Source organism: Exiguobacterium algae, from assembly GCF_018617875.1.
Classification (GTDB): domain Bacteria; phylum Bacillota; class Bacilli; order Exiguobacteriales; family Exiguobacteriaceae; genus Exiguobacterium; species Exiguobacterium algae.
The window spans coordinates 174,820-195,343 of record NZ_JACSKZ010000001.1 but is presented as its reverse complement, the minus strand read 5'-3'; the positions used below and the strand labels follow the sequence as shown (position 1 = coordinate 195,343).

Here is a 20,524-nt window from a genome sequence, read left to right as displayed (position 1 = left end):
ATTTTACGCCACGCTATAGTTGTATTATGATAAATATGTGAAAAGTAAGCGATTACGTTCAAAAGCGTAGTCGTCGCTTTCAAAAAGGGGGAAATTGCATGGATCAGACTAATGTTTTAGACGCTTTCTCGTCACGGACACAGTTCGAGGCGAACGGGCAATCGTACGATTTTTATCGGTTGAAAAAGTTGGAAGAAGAAGGGTTGACGGACATCAGCCGTCTTCCGTACTCGATTCGCGTTTTACTTGAATCGGTACTTCGTCAGCAGGACGGTCGTGCCATCACGAAAGAGCACGTCGAGAACTTGGCAAAATGGGGTACTGCCGACGTCTCGAAAGACATTGACGTACCATTCAAGCCGGCACGTGTCGTTCTTCAGGACTTCACGGGTGTTCCGACTGTCGTTGACCTTGCTTCACTTCGTAAGGCGATGTCAGACCTCGGTGGCGACCCGAACAAAATCAACCCAGAAATCCCGGTCGACCTCGTCGTTGACCACTCGGTTCAGGTCGACGCTTATGGATTCGCCGGCGCGTTGATGAAGAACATGGACATCGAGTTTGAACGTAACGAAGAGCGTTACAAGTTCTTGCGCTGGGCGCAGACGGCATTCGACAACTACCGTGCTGTACCACCGGCAACCGGCATTGTCCACCAGGTGAACTTGGAGTACTTGGCTTCGGTCGTTCTTGAGAAGGAAGATGGAACGGGCACTGTCGCGTATCCGGACTCACTCGTCGGGACAGACTCGCACACAACAATGATCAACGGACTCGGTGTCCTCGGTTGGGGCGTCGGCGGAATCGAAGCGGAAGCAAGCATGCTCGGTCAACCTTCGTACTTCCCGGTACCTGACGTTGTCGGTGTGAAAATCATCGGAGAAGTCAACCCGGGTGTGACAGCAACAGACGTCGCGCTCGTCGTCACAGAGATGCTCCGTCATGAAAAAGTTGTCGGGAAGTTCGTCGAATTCTTCGGACCATCCCTTCACACAATGCCGCTCTCTGACCGCGCGACAATCGCGAACATGGCTCCGGAGTACGGTGCGACTTGCGGATTCTTCCCGGTCGACACGGAGACGCTCAACTACATGCGTACAACAGGCCGCTCTGAAGAATTGATCGACCTCGTCGAAGCGTATGCGAAAGCGAACGACCTCTTCTACACGCCAGACCAGGCAGACCCGTCGTTCACGAAAGTGTTGACGCTCGACTTGTCGAAAGTAGAACCGTCACTCGCTGGACCGAAACGTCCACAAGACCGCATCAACCTCTCTGACGTTCAGACTTCATTCATTGACAGCTTGAGCGCACCAGCAGGCAACAGCGGTTTTGGCCTTGACCGTTCAGAGCTCGAGAAGACAGCAAAAGTGAACTACGAAGACGGTGCAGTCGACATGAGCACGGGCGACGTCGCCATCGCGGCAATCACAAGCTGTACGAACACATCAAACCCATACGTCATGGTCGGCGCCGGACTCGTCGCGAAAAAAGCGGTCGAGCGTGGCCTTGAAGTACCGAAATACGTGAAGACATCACTCGCACCAGGGTCGAAAGTCGTTACAGACTACCTCGACAAAGCCGGATTGACGTCTTATCTCGATCAGTTAGGATTCAACACGGTCGGATACGGTTGTACGACATGTATCGGTAACTCGGGTCCACTCGACCGTGAAGTAGAGGATGCCATCACAGAAAACGACTTGCTCGTCTCTTCAGTCCTTTCGGGTAACCGAAACTTTGAAGGACGCGTTCACCCGCTCGTCAAAGCGAACTTCCTGGCTTCACCGCCACTCGTCGTCGCGTACGCACTCGCAGGGTCTGTCAACTTCGACATCATGAACGATTCGTTCGGGAAAGATAAAGACGGCAATGACGTATACTTCAAGGACATCTGGCCATCAAACGATGAGATCAAGATGGTCGTTCAAGACGTCGTGTCTCCTGAAGCGTTCCGTAAAGAATACGAGACGGTCTTCACAGGAAACGAACGTTGGAACGCGCTTGACGTGCCGGAAGGCAACTTGTATGACTTCTCAGATGAGTCGACGTACATCCAAAACCCGCCGTTCTTCGAAGACCTCGAGCCGGAAGCAGGAGAAGTCCATGCCTTGAACGGACTCCGGGTAATCGGGAAGTTTGCTGACTCAGTGACAACCGACCACATCTCTCCGGCAGGATCGTTCTCGAAGACGACACCAGCTGGTCAATACCTCCTTTCAAAAGGAGTGGAACCGATCGACTTTAACTCATACGGTTCACGTCGTGGTAACCACGAAGTCATGATGCGCGGAACGTTCGCAAACATTCGGATCCGTAACCAGGTCGCTCCAGGAACGGAAGGCGGATTTACAACGTACTGGCCGACTGGCGAAATCATGCCGATGTATGACGCCGCAATGAAATACAAAGATCAGGGGACTGGTCTTGTCGTACTCGCTGGAAACGACTACGGAATGGGATCGTCTCGTGACTGGGCGGCGAAAGGGACGAACCTCCTTGGTATCCGTGCGGTCATCGCACAAAGCTTCGAGCGGATCCACCGTTCAAACCTTGTGATGATGGGTGTGCTCCCGCTCCAGTTCTTAGAGGGCGAGTCTGCTGAGACGCTCGGTTTGACTGGCGAGGAAGCAATCGATATCCAAGTCGATGAATCGGTACGTCCACGTGACATTTTGAACGTGAAGGCGACACATGAGAACGGAACGGTGACTGAATTTAAAGTCGTCGCTCGTTTCGACTCAGAAGTCGAGATCGATTACTACCGTCACGGCGGAATCCTGCAAATGGTTCTCCGCAACAAATTGAAGTAACAAAAAGTTCACGAACCTTCCTTTGCAAAAAAGGAAGGTTTTTTTCATGAATGTGCGAATTTATAGTGATAGCATGCGTAGAATCGGGAACAGAAAGACAGGGAGGGGAGCCTATGGAGCGTGAAGGTAAAAATGGTAAAAGTTGGTGGAAGCGTTTTTCGCAGCAAAAGGAAGAGGAAGTCGATCATGAGATCGATGTGACCCTTCCGCAAATTCGTCAAGCGATCCATGAGTATGAACAGACGTTACCGAAAGGAGTCAACCGTACCGTCCTGCTGGATGACACACAGGAAATTGATACGAAGCGATTGAAACAACACTTGGCAGGCGTACCGAAACAGCGGTTTTTTATGTCAAAAGAGACGTTTCACATCGTGCCTGAAGAGGAGCGGGACGTCATCTACGAGATGGATCAAGTTCAACGTGCACTCGACCTGTATATGGACCAGGAGCAAAAATTGCCTTTACGAAAATTTCAGGACACGCTGCAACTCGATTTGACACGATTACGTGAAGGTGGTTATTTACAGATATTGCCTAAAAGACCGTATTATGTTGTAGACGAAACGCTGATTGTCTCACTCGAACCGAAACAAAATGACTGATCCAGAATGAAAAATTCGAATTGGAAATCTTTTGGGGAATTCAAAGTGAAGGGTTGAGCCGTGTTTAAAAAATATGTTAGGGTGGAAAACGTATATGAAAATAGAAAATTGAATAAGGAGTGATTTTATGGAACGGAAAAGCCGAGTGACGACGGTTTTCACAGTCTCGACAATCGTAACGGTTCTGTTTACGATTTGGGGAATCTTCCCGGAGAGCGTCATTGGCGATGCCAATCTTTTGAACGTGACGAGTAAGCTACAGGGGTGGCTCTCGAACGGGATGGGTTGGTTTTATCTGTTAAGTGCGACAGGATTTTTACTCGTGGCTATCTTCTTAATTTTTTCACGCTATGGTTCAATTCGTCTCGGTAAAGATTCTGATCGACCTGAGTTTGGCTATTTGACATGGTTTGCCATGTTGTTTAGTGCTGGAATGGGGATCGGGCTCATCTTCTGGGGAGCTGCAGAACCACTTCTACACTTCCACTCCCCGCCATTCTCTGCACCGACACCTGAAGGAGACGCCCGTACAGCGATGCGGTATGCGTTCTTCCATTGGGGCTTCCACCCATGGGCAATCTATGCGATGATTGCGCTCGCCATCGCTTACTCGACGTTCAGAAAAGGACGTCCGGCGACAATCGGTGAGACGATCGGTTCGCTCGTCCATAATCGTTATGAAAAACCGGTAAAACAAACGGTCGATATTCTTGCGGTCATTGCGACTGCGTTCGGGGTAGCGACATCACTTGGGTTTGGTGCCCAACAAATTGCCGGGGGGCTTCATTACTTGATCCCTGGTGTACCCAATGCGTTCATGACGCAATTAATCATCATCGTCGTGGTGACGGTGCTGTACATGATCAGTGCCTCGACCGGTCTCGACAAAGGGATCCGGATTTTAAGTAACACGAACATCTTCCTGGCCATCGTTCTGCTCGTCGCGACGATGATTGCCGGACCGAGTGCGTTCATCTTCGACTTGTTGACACAGACGATCGGAACATACTTGCAACAGCTACCGGCGATGAGTTTCCGGACGGCGGCATTCCAGCCGGCTGAACGGGAATGGATCAATGGATGGACGATCTTCTATTGGGCATGGTGGATTTCTTGGTCACCATTCGTCGGGACGTTCATCGCCCGCGTCTCGAAAGGTCGTACGATTCGTGAGTTCATCATCGGAATCCTGCTCGTACCGACTTCGTTCGGTGTGCTCTGGTTCTCCGTATTCGGCGGATCGGCCATCTGGGCAGACCTATTCGGTGGTGCCAACTTGATCGACGAAGTGACGAACATTGGGGCAGAGGTCGGATTGTTTGCACTCTTTGATACGTTCGGTGGATTTGGTACGGTCCTCAGTATCGTCGCCATCTTCCTCATCTCGACATTCTTCATCACATCGGCCGATTCGGCGACATACGTTCTCGGGATGTTGACGTCGAACGGGAAACTCGTCCCGCCGATGCGAATCAAGATGACATGGGGGATTATTCAATCTTCCATCGCGGCAGTCCTCTTATATGCAGGGGGTCTGGGTGCGCTTCAGGCGGTCGCGATTCTGGTCGCCTTCCCGTTCATCTTCGTTCTGGTCTTTATGATCGTCGCCTTGTTCAGAGATTTAGCTGACGAGCCGGACGAACGCGATAAATGGTTGGAACTTCAAAAACGAGAAGATGACGATCAACTAGGATAAAGGAATGGGTCTCGGTTACGGGACCCTTTTTTAGTTGAAAATATTTTGCTTGTTCTCCACGCTAGTGTAGGATAGTAAGTGTAGAAACGAGGAGGACAGGCGATGAAACAACAGATAAAGAAGCGATTGAGTTGGATAATTTTGGCCGGCATCCTCATTGTCGGTGCTTTACTTGCCTACAACTTTTATGTACTCATGAGTCTAGACAAGTCGAGTGACGAGAAACAGGCAGAACCGTTCTATTCGAACGTCGTCATCGGGTATAAAGAGAAGAAACTGCCCAAAGACGGTGAAACACTGGAAGAACGGGAATATCTCGTGACATATGATGAAGAGGGTCACTTTGTTTCAGAAGTCGTGGCTGGTCCGAACGTCGGCGCAAAAGCCGAATGGAACGGGGACACCTATCAGGAATACAATCCCGATGGGGAACAAGTGCTCACGCAAGAGACGAACTCCGGTGCGGTTGCGCCACACCCGTTCCTATCACGTGCGACGAACGAACAAATCCGGAAATGGCTGGATGATGGGACACTCGGTTCAAGTGAAGGGGATGTGGTGATTGTCGGTCGTACGGCACAAGCTTACGTCAAATCAGAGCTATCTGAAACGGTGCCTGAAGACTGGGTCAAAAACTATCCAAACATCTTCAGTGATGGTGAAAACAAAGAGACGGTCACATATTACGTGGATGCAAAAGAACATTTCTTGCTTGCGGCAGAGTCGCGTAACAACGGAAAGTTGTTCCACTCGATTCGCATGACTTCTTTTGAATCAAGATAACCCGATGAGGAGCAGACCGTGCGTCGGCTCCTTTGTCGTCTGAAAGGAAGAATGGGATGAAACAAATTCAAATCGAACAAGTTCAAGCCGATTTGACCGACTGGGAAGCAGGCGGAAAAGTAGATGAGGCGGCACTGCTATCCTATGCACACTGGTCGCGCGCGACAGGTCATCAAGAAGAATTGATCCGCTCGCTCACCCTTCTCGCTACGAGACGGTTCAAACAAAAAGAGACGATGGACCCGCTGTTGAACCGATGGGTGAAAGAATTGGAGGCGATGAACGCCTTGCCGGCAGAGCTCCGCTTATTCCAATTGAATGAACAATTGCGCCGCTCGAAGCAGGCGCTTCAAATCGATTGGCCATCATTACGTGAGACGGACTATGCCTCGATGAAAGTGCAAATTTTAACGGAGTACGAATCCAAGACATCGGCGTTGCTCGAACAATTGGACCAGCTTCACGATGAGGTGGAGGCTGCGAAGTCCGACCTTCGCGATTCGGAATGGAGAGAACAACTCGAGAAGCTGTTTATCTCGATCATCCAAGCGATGCAGGAAGTGGCAACGCTCGAAGATGATACAGCGTCTTTACTCGCATCGATGCAAGGAAACTACTTCAGCCGCGAGGCGTTCAAGCGTTTTGGAGATCGGGTTCACTCCGTTAAACACATCTTGGAGGAGATTTGCGAACTGCTTCCCGAGCGGGCGGAAGAAACACGCTCGAGTGCGATCGAGTCGCTAGAGGCGATGATTGGACTCGAAGACATAAAAGAACGTGTCAAAGCCTGGTACCGTTTCCTGTTGTTCCAGCAGGAACGTGAAAAAGCCGGATTCTCTTCAAAGCACCAGCCGTCCCTCCACCTTGTCTTTACAGGGAATCCCGGTACAGGGAAGACGACACTCGCACGCTTGATGGCTCAAATCTACTTTGAGCTCGGACTGCTCGGGCGACCGGATATCGTGGAGGCGGACCGATCGAGCCTGGTCGGGGCCTACGTCGGTCAAACCGAGGAGCAAGTGATGAACAAGGTGAAAGAAGCGGAAGGCGGCGTGTTGTTTATCGATGAGGCGTATGCACTCAAGCGTCAGGATGCGAACGGCAGTGATTATGGTCAAGCCGCGATCGACACCCTTGTCGCGGCGATGACGAGCGGGGAGTATGCCGGGAAGTTCGTCGTGATTCTGGCGGGCTATCCGGAAGAGATGCGTCACTTCTTATTGGCGAATCCAGGGCTCCGCTCCCGCTTCCCCGAATCCAATCATTACGAGCTTCTCAATTACAGTGACGATGAACTCGTCGCCATCGGGGAAAAAGTCGCCTCGGAAAACAATTATGTGTTGACCGAAGAAGCCAAACGCGCCCTTCTCGCCCGAATCGACAGGGAACGAGTCGATTCGACTTTCGGAAACGCACGTACGGTACACAACATCTTACTCGATGCGATGTTCAAGAAAGGCTCCCGACTTGGACCGGATGCCCCGCTCGACGAGATGGCGCTATTGACTGAAACCGACTTTGAACAATCCAACGGGGAGGATGCCCGGACGTCGGTAGACGACCTCGTCGGAATGGAGAAGGCGAAAGCCGAACTGGAAGAAATCGAGGCGTTGATCGAGGTGCAGAAGAAGCGGCAAACGCTTGGGTTGAAGACGGCTCCCGTTCAACTTCATATGACACTCACCGGGAACAGCGGTACAGGTAAGACGACGTTCGCTTATTTATATGCCCAGATGCTGAAGCGGACCGGTTATTTGAAGCGAGGTCACGTCAAAGTCGTCAGCCGTGCCGATTTGGTGAGCGGGTACGTCGGACAGACCGCACAAAAGACAAAAGCGGCCATCCGTGACGCGCTCGGTGGTGTCTTATTGATTGATGAGGCATACAGCTTGAACGGTGGAGCGAACGATTATGGACGCGAGGCGATCGATACACTCGTTGATGAGATGCCGAAGCATGGAGAAAATCTCGTCGTCGTGTTGGCAGGCTATGAAGGACCGATGCGGCGCTTGATCGAATCGAACCCCGGACTGAGCAGCCGGATGAAGCGGACGATTCACTTTGAGGATTATTCGCCTCAGCAACTTGTTGAGATCGGAGTGAACTATGCCCGTCAATTCGGTTATGAGTTAGAGGAGGATGCGGTGTCCGCGTATGAGGAACGGCTACGGGGCATCGTCAATGCGAACGCTCGAACCGCTTTGTCCGTGATCGACGAGGCGATCGCCCGTCAGTCGTATCGACTTGTCAAACAGGACATCGACGATTCGCTCATCAATCAAATATTAGTAGTAGATATTAAGACTAAACTATAATACACTAAGAGTATGAAAGAAGGATGATCTGATGCATACGGTTCAAATACCGGTTCGGTACCAAGAAACGGACATGATGGGCATCGTCTATCATGCGAATTATTTAGTTTATCTCGAAATCGCGAGAACTGAGTTGTTGCGCCAGCTCGGCGTCGAATATAAGGATATGGAGGAGGCGGGCTTCGTCTCACCGGTGACGAACGTGTCGATGGACTATAAGAGGAGTGTCACGTACGGGGATACCGTCCATGTGCGTGTCTGGGTCGATCAATATTCGAAGATCCGGACGATTTATGGATACGAATTGACCGACCAGAACGGAAATCTCGTCGGCACCGCCAAAACGACACATGTCGTCGTCAAACGGGGAGATTTCAAGCCGATTCGACTGGACCGTGAGTTCCCAAAGTGGCATGAGATGTATTTAAACGTCTTGAACCCGGTCTAAGAATGTCCTGTCTTTGTACCGTCAGTATGGTATCATATCTTGACGGTACTTTTTGTTATTTAGAAAGGGGAAGATCGCATGCGTCATCCATCTGTCTGGATGGTAAGCAGCGTCTTGACGTTCATGTTAGTCGGTTGCACCACAAACGAGCAAGCTGAACCGAAAGAACCAACGACTCAAACACCATCAAATGAAGATCAACCTGTTGTCCAACCGAATGATTCTGAATCGAACCCGAACATGGAAGAGCCGGATGCCTCGCAAGAGGAACCGGTGACGGAAGAACCCGCAACGACAGACGAACCTGTTGACGAGCAACCACCGACGACTCTTGAACCGGCACCTGAACCCGAACCGGCCCCTTCCGAGGAACCGACGGACAAAGCGGCACCAGAAGCCGAAGGGAAAATCGCGAATCTCGACCTCGGCACGCTCGTCCTCGTCAATAAGCAGATTGCCTTACCCGAAAATTATAAGCCGAGCGACCTCGTTCCTGCTCAAATCGACTTTGTCTCCACAGCCAGCGGCGAACGAAAAATGATGCGGGCCGAGGCGGCACGTGCCATCGAAGCACTGATGCTCGGGGCAAAAGCGGACGGCATGGATTTGAAAGGGACGAGCGCGTTCCGTTCTTACGCTTATCAGGTCCAATTGTTCAATGCCTACGTCGCACGCGACGGGAAAGAACAGGCGATGAAATATTCGGCTCAACCGGGTCACTCGGAGCACCAGTCGGGTCTCGCGATCGACGTATCCAGCGCCTCGGTCAACTATCAGCTGACACAAAGCCTCGGTCAGACGACAGAAGGGAAATGGTTGGCGGATCATGCGCATGAGTATGGATTCATCATCCGATATCCTCGTCAGTTCGAAGCGGAGACGGGGTATATGTATGAACCATGGCATTTACGCTATATCGGAATCGAGCACGCGGCCAAGGTTCGTGCTGCGAACGAACCGCTCGACCGTTATCTCGAGGAATACATGAAGTAAGGGGAATTTGCGATGCCTTATGTAAATGAACTAATTATTGTAATTCTGAGCTATTTGCTCGGTTCCATTCCGTTTGCCCTGATTATCGGAAAAGTCGGGTATCGGGTGGATGTGCGTGAGCATGGGAGTGGGAACTTAGGCACGACGAACACCTTCCGTGTACTCGGGAAGAAGGCGGGGATCCTCGTCCTTCTGGGTGATATGGGCAAAGGTCTCGTCGCCGCGCTCCTTCCGCTCCTGTTCGGAAGTGAGATGAGCTTACTGTTAGCCGGTATCCCGGCGGTAGTCGGTCATTCCTACCCGATTTTCGCTAAATTTAAAGGTGGGAAATCGGTGGCGACGAGCGGCGGTGTCCTGCTGGCTTCATTCCCGTGGTTCTTCGTCGTGGTCGTCGGGACCTTTATCGTCACGCTCCTCATCTCGAGAATGGTCTCCCTCTCGTCGATGGCAGCGGCGGCTGTCGGTCTCGTGACGGCGACGACATACAGTTTGTTGACAGAAGATTGGTTGCCTTTGATTGTGATCGTGCCACTCGCCTTGTTTATCATCATCAAACATCGAACGAACTGGGAGCGGATCCGCGCAGGCAAGGAACCGAAAGTTCCACTTTTTCAGAAAAAATCTCAGTGATTTGAATGAATAAACGTGAAGGTGCGTCTGGAATAGACGTGCCTTTTTGTGTATTGTCGTTGATTTACACAAAAAACAACAAAAAACATGTTGGATTTGCTCGTTCTTTACTTTCACTTTACGTTAAATTTACATGCGTTCGTTACACTGGTAAAGGATATGAATTATTGTGGAGGAGGCAGGGATGTGTCTTTAATCGGCGAAGAAAGAAAACAAAAGATTGTCGAATGGATCGAACGCGACGGAAAAGTGAAAACGAGTGAATTGATTGAACGCTTGAACGTTTCGGGAGAGTCGATTAGACGATACTTGGAAGAATTAGAAAAAGAGCATCGAATCAAACGGGTTTACGGGGGAGCTGTGTTGCATCAGAGCATGTCGTTCCAGCCCGTATCGACTTCAAACATGGATGGCATTCGTCGGATCGCCTATACTGCTTTCCAGCTCATCCCGAATGATGCGCTTCTTTACATCGGATATGGTGTCGCACCAGAGCAAGTGGCCGTACGGTTGAGAGGGAAGAATCTGACCGTCGTCACGCCCTCTTTAGCGGTCGCGAAAGCGTTATTCGAACAGCGTGCCAAAGGTGTGTTCGGGGGAGACATTCAACTGCTCGGCGGCACGATTGACGCGAAGCATCTCGTGACGACCGGTGAACAGGTCCTCGCACAATTGAAATCATACATGTTTGACGTAGCGATTCTATCTGTCGAAGGCGTGGATGCTGAGATCGGTCTCACATGTGACGCGTTCGGTTTAGCGAACATTACGCAAGCGGTCATGTCGCAGACACGGGAGACGTATTTATTGACCGATCATACGCAGTTCAACCAACAGAAGCGTTACCGTATTTCTGATTTCTCACCGATTACAGCAATCATTTCAGATTTTCCTGAGCCGCAGGAATGGAAAATCGCCTTGGCGAGCCATGGTGTCGATTGGCGGTTTGCACCTTAACGGAGGAGGAGTTTGATGAAACGAGAGATTATTGTGACCACCTTGTCAGAAGCCATCGCGGCGGAACGGTTCGGTGCCGACCGTCTCGAACTTCTGTTTGATTTGGAGAAAGGTGGCGTTACGCCAAGCTTTGGAACGATTCGAAACGTCGTCGAACATGTGTCGATCCCGGTTCATGTCATGATTCGTCCCCATACGGCTTCGTTTCATTATGATGACGATGATGTGGAGACGATTTTGGCGGATATCGGACTTTGCCGGGAACTTGGGGTGGACGGCATCGTGTTCGGGGCGTTGACGCGTGAAGGGACGATCGACGAGCGGGTCCTCGGAGAGGTCATCAAGCATAAAGGGGAGATGGCGCTGACGTTCCATCGCGCAATCGATGCCTCCCGTGATCTTTTCGAATCCCTCACTGTCTTAAACGAGTATCCTGAAGTGGATGACGTCTTGACGTCAGGCGGGGCACCGACCGCACTCGAGGGAGTCGAGCAGTTGGTGCAGATGAGTGAGCAGGCGGAGATGAACATTTTGCCTGCAGCGGGAATCGATTCAGAGACCTTGCCTTTCTTGAAAGAACAGCTCGATTTGAATTGGGTCCACATCGGGTCCGGAGTACGGACGAACGGCAAGCTGGACGAAGAGAAATTTATAGGACTCGAATTGTAAATCCAGGTCCAAAACAGTCGAAAGACTGTTTTTTTGCTATAATGAAGAAAAAACAAGTGTAGGTGAAGTCATGCAATCCACAGTTTATAAACAATATGCGCTCCGCATGCTCTCTGGGAAGTGGGGAATCTCGATCCTGGTCGTCCTTGCCGTCATGGTCGTTCAGGCGATGATCACGACACGACTCGACTTTACTTCAAGTGACCCTGGCGTTCTATTCTCATCGATCGGGTTATTGTATGCCGCGACCGTCCTGCTCGCTCCAATCGAACTCGGAAAGAACTGGGTATTCCTCCAAGTGGCCAAAGATGAGAAACCGTCGTTCGGGCTTTTGTTTGAAGCGTTCGGCTCGTTAAAGGAATATATGCGTTCTGTGACGTATTATGCCCTGTTTTATCTCGGGTTAAATGTGTTGATGTTACTCCTGATCGTACCTGGCGTCTGGTTTTACTTGACGTATCGGATGGCTCCGTTCATCATGCGCGACCATCCGGAAATGACTGCCATCGATGCGATGCGTGAAAGCAGGTACTTGATGAAAGGAAAGAAAGGGACGATGCTGAAACTATTTGCAAGTTTCATCGGGTGGTACGCCCTCGTCCTGTTGACGAGCGGACTCGCTTATATTTTCGTGACGCCGTATCTACAGACCGCCCTTTCCGGTTTGTATTTGGAACTGAAGGCATCATATAACGCAAAACAACCGGTCGGATAATCCGACCGGTTGTTTACGTTGCGTGCGTATCTGATTTTTTAGGAGCAGGTGCGTCTTCGAACTCTTGTAACTCTTCCTCCGACGCGTGCTCATGCCATTTTTTCGCCTGTTCTGTCGCAATCGGGATGGCCTGTTGTTCCGAATAACCTTGAGCGAGCAGGGCATTGGCGATATCGATGGCTTTCTTTTTTACGAGTGGATCGAAGTTTTTCAGTGATTCAGGATAATCTTTCATATTCCATGGCACGAAAACCGCCTCCTTCTCTCCTACTAATTCCACAATGCGTTCGTTTCAAACGTCCTGGTGCAGATAGTATTCAACGAGGGCTTGCGTTCCATTCTCGTCATAGCCGTTCTCCGCCAAAATCGTATAGAGCCGGTGGGCGAGCTCGAGGCCTGGGAGTTTCACGTTCATTTCATTCGCGCTCTCGATGGCGAGCGCCATATCTTTGATGAAATGTTTGATGAAGAAGCCCGGTGAGTAGTCCTCGATGATCATACGTGGGACGAGGTTCTCTAAAGTCCAGCTCCCCGCGGCGCCGCCGCGGATTGTGCGGGCGAGCGCCTCAGGGTCGAGACCGGCCTTTTTACTGAAAGCGAACATCTCGGCATTTCCCATCATGATGCCGGCGATTGCAATCTGGTTCGCCAGTTTGGCATATTGACCGCTTCCGGCTGCACCCATCCGTTCGATCGCTTGTCCCATCGCCTCGAACAACGGTCTTGCTTTGGCGAAAGCGAATTCACTGCCCCCGACCAGGATGGATAAGGTACCATTACGTGCCCCGACGTCACCACCTGTCACCGGTGCGTCGAGGGGAAGTAAGCTACGTTCGGTCGCGGCCTCCGCGATCCGTTCGGCGAGCTTCGGTGAAGAAGTCGTCATATCGATGAGGAGGGTACCCGTTTCCGCCGACTCGAGAATGTTCCCTTCTCCGAAGTAGATCGACTCGACGTCAGACGGATAGCCGACAATCGTGATGATGGCGTCTGCACCGGTACAGGCCGCCTGTACCGAGTCACACCAAATGACGCCTTCTTCAAGCAAATCAGCCGCTTTTTGTTTTGTCCGTGTGTAAGCTTGGACGGTGTATCCTGCTTTTTGTAAGTTTCTGACCATGGATTGACCCATGACACCAAGGCCGATAAAGCCGATTGTTTTCATGTGGATTGTCCCCCTAATAGTTGTTGTGTGACGAGGCGTTCATATAATGCGTTGTCTTTCAATAGTTGTTCATGCTTGCCGACACCGCTGATCTGACCATTCTCGAGTACGACGATCTGGTCAGCATGTTGAACCGTGGAGAGTCGATGAGCGATGACGAGTGTCGTCCGCCCTTGCATTAAACGGTCCAATGCTTCCTGGACGACACGTTCCGACTCTGAGTCGAGACTTGAGGTGGCTTCGTCGAGCAGTAAGATTTGAGGGTCACGTAACAGTGCTCTGGCAATCGCCAGCCGTTGGCGTTGACCGCCGGATAAGCGAATCCCGCGTTCCCCGATCTCTGTTTCGAGTTGTTCCGGCATCGTTTCGATAAACGTCCAGGCATTCGCCATCTCACACGCCTGCTGGATTTCGGCGTCGGTCACGTCTCGCTTCAGGCCATACAAGATGTTTGTTCGGACGGAACCGGAGAGGACGGGCGAGTCCTGGGCCACATACCCGATCACTTGACGCCATGCATCGCGTCCGTAAGTTGAAATGTCGCGCGCTCCGTAACGAATCGCACCGGAAGTAGGCAAATAAAATTGTTCGACGAGGGAGAACAGTGTCGTTTTCCCGGCACCGCTTCGTCCGACGATGGCTGTCGTCGCATTCGTCGGAACCGTCAACGTCAATCGATGGATGATGGAAGTTTCGCCATACTGGAATGAGACGTCGTCGAAGGTCAGCATCGATGGTGTAATCTGCGTTGGAGTCGTCTCATACGATTCCGGCTCGACCTCGAGCAGTTCGGAGATGCGTTCGGTCGCCCCCCGTGCTTTTTGAACTTTCGTCAAAAACTCACTCATCGTGACGAGCGGGGTGATGATTTGGAACAAGTAAAGCATGAATGCCAGTAATGCCCCTGTCGTGAGCGCCCCTGTCGAGACACGGTACGCACCGAACCCGAGGATTGCAATCAGCATTCCGGTCAACGTGACGTTCAAGAGCGGGATGAGAATCGCCTGGATGCGTCCTTCACGAACTCCGTAGTCAAAGAGTCGCTCAATCCGTCTCGTTCCGGCCTTTACTTCTTCCGATTCAGCAGCCTGTGATTTGACGAGTCGAATCTCTCCCAGCAACTCGGCAAAAAATCCGGACAAATCGCCCAGTTCACGCTGAGTCTTTTTTGCGATGATTCGAAGTTTTCGTCCTAACGGGATGACGATGAGAAGCGTTGTCGGAACAGAGATGAGGATAACGAGCGTCATCTGCCAGTCCAGTGTGAACAGGATGATGACCGCCCCGACGACGGAGACGAGAGAGGTCAAAAGCCGGACGCTCTGTTCGGAAAGCAATTGCTGGAGTGTCGTCGTATCATTGTTCAGTCGGGAGACGAGCTCACCAGACTTGACCCCATCATAAAACGGGATCGGGAGCATGACGAGATGTCCCCACAGCGTCATCCGCAAGTTGGCGACGACCCGCTGTCCGACGATTTGTAACCAGTAGATTGAAATCGCGCTCGAGGCGACCTGAACGAGAAACGCCACGATGAATAGCGTCACGAGCCCCGGATTCAACAAGTCGATACTCCAACGGTCGACCAGACGCTGCAGGATGAGCGGGATGGCGAGCGATGCAATCGCTTGAATGAGCGAGATGATGATCGCGCCGATGAAAAGACCTTTCGGCGGATTGGCGAGTTTGAACAGCCGGATGAAGGTTTGCCATGTGGAATTTTCCAACGAGCACCTCTCCTTTCTCTATTACTTTCGCTGTTTCGAATTGTAGTGTCAAGACGTCGAACAGGACCGGTCATTAATGATAAACTAGAACGGAGAGGTGAAGTGAAATGAAATGGATTCATACGGCGGACTGGCATCTGGGAAAGATTGTCCATGGCCGTCACATGACTGAAGATCAACGAATCGTCTTGTTCGATTCTTTTTTACACATCGTCGATGACGAGAAGCCGGATGCGATCATCATCGCCGGTGACTTATACGACCGTGCGGTCCCTCCGGTGGAGGCGGTCGACCTGTTGGACGAGATGTGGCGTGAGCTGGTACTCGAGCGGGGAATCCCGGTCGTGGCCATCGCCGGAAACCACGATTCGGCGGAACGTCTCGAATACAGTTCAAAACTATTGAGACAGGTCGGCTTACATATCGTCGGCAAGTACGACCCGGAAGCGGGTCCGCTTGAGATTGCCGGCACCCCGTTTTACCCGATGCCGTTCATGGAGCCGGCACGGGTCCGTCACCTTCTGGAAAATGATGCAATCCGGACGCATCACGATGCAGTCGAGGCGGTCATCGACCGATTCGGTGTCATTGAGAAAGGGGCGGTCGCAATCGGCCACAGCTTCGTCGCTGGAGGCCTCGAGACCGATTCGGAACGTCAACTGTCCGTCGGGACGGCAGGACAAGTCGCGAGAGGATTGTACGACCCGTTCAGTTACACGGCACTCGGTCACCTTCACAATCGGGATGCGATTCGGGACGGGCAGATCGCCTATAGTGGTTCTTTGATGAAATATTCCTTCTCCGAGGTCCATCATGAAAAATCGGTCGACGTCATCGAGTGGGACGGTGATTGGACCAGACGCCGTCGTGCGTTACAGGCCAAGCGGGACATGAGGCAGTTGACGGGTACGTTAGACGAATTGATCGCCCCGTCGTTTTATAAGCAGCAAGAAACTGAGGACTACTTGAAAATCGTCCTGACGGATGAAACGGCCTTGTTTGACCCGATGTCCAAACTTCGAACGGTGTATCCGAACATTTTACACCTGGAGCTGGATTTATTGCGTCGACAGGAACAAACATCGACGTTCAAACGGGAGACGCTCGAGCAGCAATCCGTGGAAGAAGTGTACTTGCAATTTTTTGAGGCCGTCCATGGACGGAGTCCGAATGAGGACGTGAAACGAATGATCGAAGAAGGTGAGACAACTTGAGACCCGTACAGTTAACGATGAGTGCGTTCGGTCCGTATGCCGAGACAGAGGTAATCGATTTCACAAAACTTGAAGGTCGATCGATGTTTGTCGTCAGTGGCCGGACGGGTGCCGGAAAGACGACCATCTTCGACGCGATGACGTTTGCTCTATACGGACGTGCCAGCGGGGCGCTACGAAACCCGAGCGACTTTAGAAGCCAATACGCTTCACCGGAACAGAAGACAGAGGTCGACTTTTCCTTCACGATTCGCGAGGAGCTGTACCGGGTCGTCCGACAGCCCCAGCAGCCTCACCCGAAAAATAAAACGCCGATCCCGCACGAAGCCGTGCTGTATGAATGGGATGCGGACTGGAAACCGGTCGCGACGAAAGTGAACGAGGTGCAAGAAAAAATCGAAGACATCCTGCAACTTTCCTATGAGCAGTTCAGTCAGATATTATTGCTCCCACAAAACCAGTTCCGTCAGCTCCTTGACTCTGACTCGATGAAAAAACAACAGATTCTGCAGTCGATTTTCAAAACAGAGGCATACCGGTCTTTCCAGGAGAACTGGGCAGACCGTCATAGTAAGTATCGACGACAAGTCGAATGGGCTGTCGAGCGGACGCGATTGAAACTGCTTGAACTTGAGGACGAAGCAATCGAAGCGGTTGCAGAACGACCGATCGAGGAAGTACTGTCATGGCTTGACGAGCGTGAACAAACCCTTGCTGAACGGGTGGGGACACTTGATCAAGAGAAACAGGGAGCGGCGAAACGTCTCGAAACCGTCCGGCAAACAGTAGAGGAGTCGAACCGTGTATTACGGCTCTTCGAAGAGCGAGACGCGAGCCGTGAGCGGCTGGCGGCATTCAAAGCCGGTGAATCCGTACGTTCCTCACGACGTGAATTATTGAAGCAACTTGAGGCGGCGAACCATGTCCGACCATCCTATGAACGAATGACCGATTCAGAACGACTCGTCGACCAGCTGACCAAGGCAAGCATCGAGTCGGCAAAACAGTTGTCGGGTTTAAAGGAACGACAGGCGAACCTCGTCTCGAATCAAGATACGATGCAACGCATGAAAAAAGAGCTGGACGTTCATCTCGAACGCCTGCGGGTGATCGAGGAGTTGCTGCCGCATCTTGATGAGCGTACGAAACTGATCCAGGAGCGGCAACGTTTAAGAGAACAGGCCGACCTACGCGCATCATTCGACCAGGAAACACGGCTTGGTGAGTTGCAACAACAGGAAACGAAGCTCCTGCAGGAACTCGAACAAGCGCCGGCAGAACGCGCAGTCGACAAAGAACGTGAATTAGACCGTCTCCGTTCCCTTTACAAGCTCGAGCAAAAGCAGATCGAGCTAACCGAACGACTCACGCGATGTGAGCAGAACGGGAAGCACGTACAAAAACGGCATCAGACGCAACTTGACGTCGTGGCGAAGTTTGAACGGGCAGAACGCCTGATTTGGGCGAAGCGGATCAGTGAGACGCTTGTCGAAGGAGAGCCTTGTCCGGTATGCGGGTCGCTTCATCATGAGGTCACGCCTCACCAGGAGGCTACAGAAGATCTCGTAGAGCAGGAGCAGGCAGTCGAACGGCTGAAAGAACTGGAAGGTCGGTTGTATGAAGCGCGGGCCGAGTATCGCTCAATCCTTCAGCAGTTGGAAGAGGCGAAGCAGGAGTTTAAGGTCCAAGCGAACGAAATCCATGTAGAAGGCTCAATAAAAGAGATGATCGAACAGCTTCAAGCACGTGTCACGACATTGCAACAAGCCGAGTCGGACCGTATGCAAAAAGAACGGACAGTGCGTCAAATGGCTGTAGAGATCAAGCGACTTGAACAATTGAAGCGAGAACAGTTTGAAGAGCGCCAAAACCTGCTCAAGCGTGTCGATTCGATTCAGGAGCGTCTGGCTGAGATCGGTCAGATGGAAGACGGCTCGCTACAAGACTTCAAAGACGAACAGAAGAAGCTGTCAGAACAGGTGCGTCAACTCGAACGGACAGTGACAGCGCACGAGAAAGAGCTTGAGGACGTAAACAAGGCGACCTGGAAAGAGGAGGAGCGCCACACGTTGTACGAGGAGCAGCTGCGGGAGGCGACTACTCAATTGAATAAAACCCGTGTTGCCTACTCCGAAAAGTTAGAAGAGCAGGAGTTGACGGACGAGATGTACCGGAAGCTTGCGGATCGGATCGATGAACTGTCGGCCATGAGAGAGCAGCTTCAACAGGAAGAAGAGGAAGGGCTTCGTTTGACGCATACCCTGCAATCGATCGAGGAAAAGCTCGGGGATATCGAAAAACCGGACCTCACAGTCGTGACGGAACAGTTAAGACAAGTGAATGAGCAGTATGAACACACGTCAAAAGAACTGGTCACGGCGACATCGACCTTATCCCGCCATCGACAGATCGTCAGCGAGTGGACAAAGCTTCGTGCGGAAACGGCAGAAGAAGAGAAAAAACTTGAAACAATCAAGCTGATTGCCGACACCGGAAAAGGGTTCAACCCACAGAAGATGACATTTGAGACGTACGTTCAGACGGCATTTTTCGACCAAATCCTCCATGCGGCCAACATCCATCTTGACCAGATGACGAGCGGTCAATTCCGATTGGAGCGAAAAATGGAGACGGCGAAAGGAAATGCGAAGTCTGGTCTCGAATTATTAGTCTTTGACGCCTATACGGGTCAGACCAGACGTGTACAAAACCTCTCGGGCGGGGAAGGCTTCAAGGCGTCCTTATCTCTCGCACTCGGACTGGCTGAGGTCGTCCAACAATTGAGTGGCGGGGTCAGCCTGGAGACGATGCTGATCGATGAAGGGTTCGGGACATTAGATGCCGAATCGCTTGACCAGGCCATTGAACTGTTAATGTCCCTACAGTCGAGCGGACGTCTCGTCGGGGTCATCAGTCACGTACAAGAATTGAAAGACCGTGTGGATGCGCGAATCGAAGTGAAGAAATCAAGAAGTGGGTCTACGATCCAACTTATCGTGGAGTGATGAAATTGAAACAGATGGTGACGAAGTCCGGTCTCGTAGAAAAACTGAAAGAGATTGGCATCAAACGGGGGGATGCTCTGTTCGTGCACGTGTCCCTGTCACAACTCGGCTATGTGTGCGGCGGACCTCAAGCGGTGATCGAGGCGTTACAAGAGGTGGTCGGAAGCGAAGGGGTACTCATGATGCCGGCACAGAGCACAGACAACTCGGATCCCGCAGAATGGATGAACCCTCCGGTGCCTGAAGAGTGGTGGGAGACAATTCGCCGGGAGATGCCGGCCTATGACCCGCTAAAAACACCGACACGGGGAATTGGGAAGACGGCCGAACTGTTCAGAACATTCCCTGGCGTTTTCCGCAGTGAGCATCCGATGTGGTCGGTTGCAGCGTGGGGGAACGGTGCCGAACAGCTCGTTTCCGGGCATTCGATCGACGTCGGATTCGGTCCGGGCTCTCCGATTGAGCGCATGATCGATTTAGACGCACGCGTGCTCCATCTCGGGTCACCACTCGACTCGACCACCCTGTGGCACTACGCCGAGTATGGAATCGACAGTCCGATCAGGTCGTTTGGTTGTGCGATGGAAGGACGAGGGGAACGGGTGTGGAAGACGTTTGAGCATATCGATGTCAACAGCGACCCGTTCGGCGCCATCGGGGAGAACATCGTAAAACAAAAAAACGTTCAAACGTTTCATGTCGGTGGAGGGACGTGTTATCTGATCCCTTCAAGCACATGGGAGCCGGTCCAACATGCGATCATCGCGTTGCGGAATTGGCTCAGATAAT

16 protein-coding genes and 1 pseudogene are annotated in these 20,524 nt (G+C 51.8%); 14 read left to right on the top strand and 3 right to left on the bottom strand.

Annotated features, from left to right (window positions below; genetic code table 11):
* The first annotated feature begins 98 nt into the window (after positions 1-98).
* The 11 genes from acnA to KNP03_RS00880 all read left to right on the top strand — a co-directional run bounded on the left by acnA (position 99) and on the right by KNP03_RS00880 (position 12,624).
* Positions 99-2,813, top strand: coding sequence for an aconitate hydratase AcnA (gene acnA, locus KNP03_RS00930; protein ID WP_214823970.1), 2,715 nt, complete (start codon positions 99-101; stop codon positions 2,811-2,813).
* A 113-nt stretch (positions 2,814-2,926) separates the two neighbouring features.
* Positions 2,927-3,418 (top strand): DUF3939 domain-containing protein, encoded by a 492-nt coding sequence (locus KNP03_RS00925; protein WP_214823968.1) that lies wholly within the window; start codon positions 2,927-2,929, stop codon positions 3,416-3,418.
* A 127-nt stretch (positions 3,419-3,545) separates the two neighbouring features.
* Positions 3,546-5,114 (top strand): BCCT family transporter, encoded by a 1,569-nt coding sequence (locus tag KNP03_RS00920; RefSeq protein WP_214823966.1) that lies wholly within the window; start codon positions 3,546-3,548, stop codon positions 5,112-5,114.
* Between the two features lie 102 nt (positions 5,115-5,216).
* Positions 5,217-5,897: a hypothetical protein gene (locus tag KNP03_RS00915; protein ID WP_214823964.1), complete on the top strand. Its 681-nt coding sequence runs from the start codon at positions 5,217-5,219 to the stop codon at positions 5,895-5,897.
* A 56-nt stretch (positions 5,898-5,953) separates the two neighbouring features.
* Positions 5,954-8,212, top strand: a complete 2,259-nt coding sequence (locus KNP03_RS00910) for an AAA family ATPase (RefSeq protein WP_214823962.1) — start codon at positions 5,954-5,956, stop codon at positions 8,210-8,212.
* A 31-nt stretch (positions 8,213-8,243) separates the two neighbouring features.
* Entirely contained in the window at positions 8,244-8,660 is a 417-nt protein-coding gene (locus tag KNP03_RS00905) for an acyl-CoA thioesterase (protein ID WP_214823960.1), read from the top strand.
* A 78-nt stretch (positions 8,661-8,738) separates the two neighbouring features.
* Complete coding sequence (locus KNP03_RS00900; RefSeq protein WP_214823958.1) at positions 8,739-9,653, top strand: M15 family metallopeptidase; 915 nt, start codon at positions 8,739-8,741, stop codon at positions 9,651-9,653.
* Between the two features lie 12 nt (positions 9,654-9,665).
* Positions 9,666-10,283 carry a glycerol-3-phosphate 1-O-acyltransferase PlsY gene (plsY, locus tag KNP03_RS00895; RefSeq protein ID WP_214823956.1) on the top strand — a complete coding sequence of 206 codons (618 nt, stop codon included), beginning with the start codon at positions 9,666-9,668 and terminating at the stop codon, positions 10,281-10,283.
* 186 nt (positions 10,284-10,469) lie between these two features.
* A complete protein-coding gene (locus tag KNP03_RS00890) occupies positions 10,470-11,240 on the top strand; it encodes a DeoR/GlpR family DNA-binding transcription regulator (protein ID WP_214823954.1) in 771 nt (256 codons plus the stop codon).
* 15 nt (positions 11,241-11,255) lie between these two features.
* Entirely contained in the window at positions 11,256-11,909 is a 654-nt protein-coding gene (locus KNP03_RS00885; protein WP_214823952.1) for a copper homeostasis protein CutC, read from the top strand.
* A gap of 70 nt (positions 11,910-11,979) precedes the next feature.
* Positions 11,980-12,624 (top strand): DUF975 family protein, encoded by a 645-nt coding sequence (locus tag KNP03_RS00880; RefSeq protein ID WP_214823950.1) that lies wholly within the window; start codon positions 11,980-11,982, stop codon positions 12,622-12,624.
* Positions 12,625-12,676: 52 nt separating this feature from the next.
* On the opposite strand, the pseudogene KNP03_RS00875 reads toward KNP03_RS00880, so the two are convergent.
* From KNP03_RS00875 to KNP03_RS00865, 3 genes and pseudogenes are all read right to left on the bottom strand, one after another.
* Positions 12,677-12,871, bottom strand: a pseudogene (locus KNP03_RS00875) (DUF2188 domain-containing protein); the annotation flags it as partial.
* A gap of 45 nt (positions 12,872-12,916) precedes the next feature.
* Positions 12,917-13,789, bottom strand: a complete 873-nt coding sequence (locus tag KNP03_RS00870) for an NAD(P)-dependent oxidoreductase (protein ID WP_214823946.1) — start codon at positions 13,787-13,789, stop codon at positions 12,917-12,919.
* Positions 13,786-15,516: an ABC transporter ATP-binding protein gene (locus tag KNP03_RS00865; protein ID WP_214823944.1), complete on the bottom strand. Its 1,731-nt coding sequence runs from the start codon at positions 15,514-15,516 to the stop codon at positions 13,786-13,788. The genes KNP03_RS00870 and KNP03_RS00865 overlap by 4 nt, the downstream gene beginning before the upstream one ends.
* Positions 15,517-15,623: 107 nt before the next feature.
* Between KNP03_RS00865 and KNP03_RS00860 the strand changes: the two genes are divergently transcribed.
* Genes KNP03_RS00860 through KNP03_RS00850 form a run of 3 tightly spaced genes read left to right on the top strand, consistent with a single transcriptional unit; the run spans position 15,624 to position 20,523 of the window.
* Positions 15,624-16,730, top strand: coding sequence for an exonuclease SbcCD subunit D (locus tag KNP03_RS00860; RefSeq protein ID WP_214823942.1), 1,107 nt, complete (start codon positions 15,624-15,626; stop codon positions 16,728-16,730).
* Positions 16,727-19,735, top strand: a complete 3,009-nt coding sequence (locus KNP03_RS00855) for an AAA family ATPase (RefSeq protein ID WP_214823940.1) — start codon at positions 16,727-16,729, stop codon at positions 19,733-19,735. Before KNP03_RS00860 ends, KNP03_RS00855 begins: the two co-directional genes overlap by 4 nt.
* Positions 19,735-20,523 carry an AAC(3) family N-acetyltransferase gene (locus KNP03_RS00850; protein WP_214823938.1) on the top strand — a complete coding sequence of 263 codons (789 nt, stop codon included), beginning with the start codon at positions 19,735-19,737 and terminating at the stop codon, positions 20,521-20,523. The genes KNP03_RS00855 and KNP03_RS00850 overlap by 1 nt, the downstream gene beginning before the upstream one ends.
* Position 20,524 lies beyond the last annotated feature (1 nt).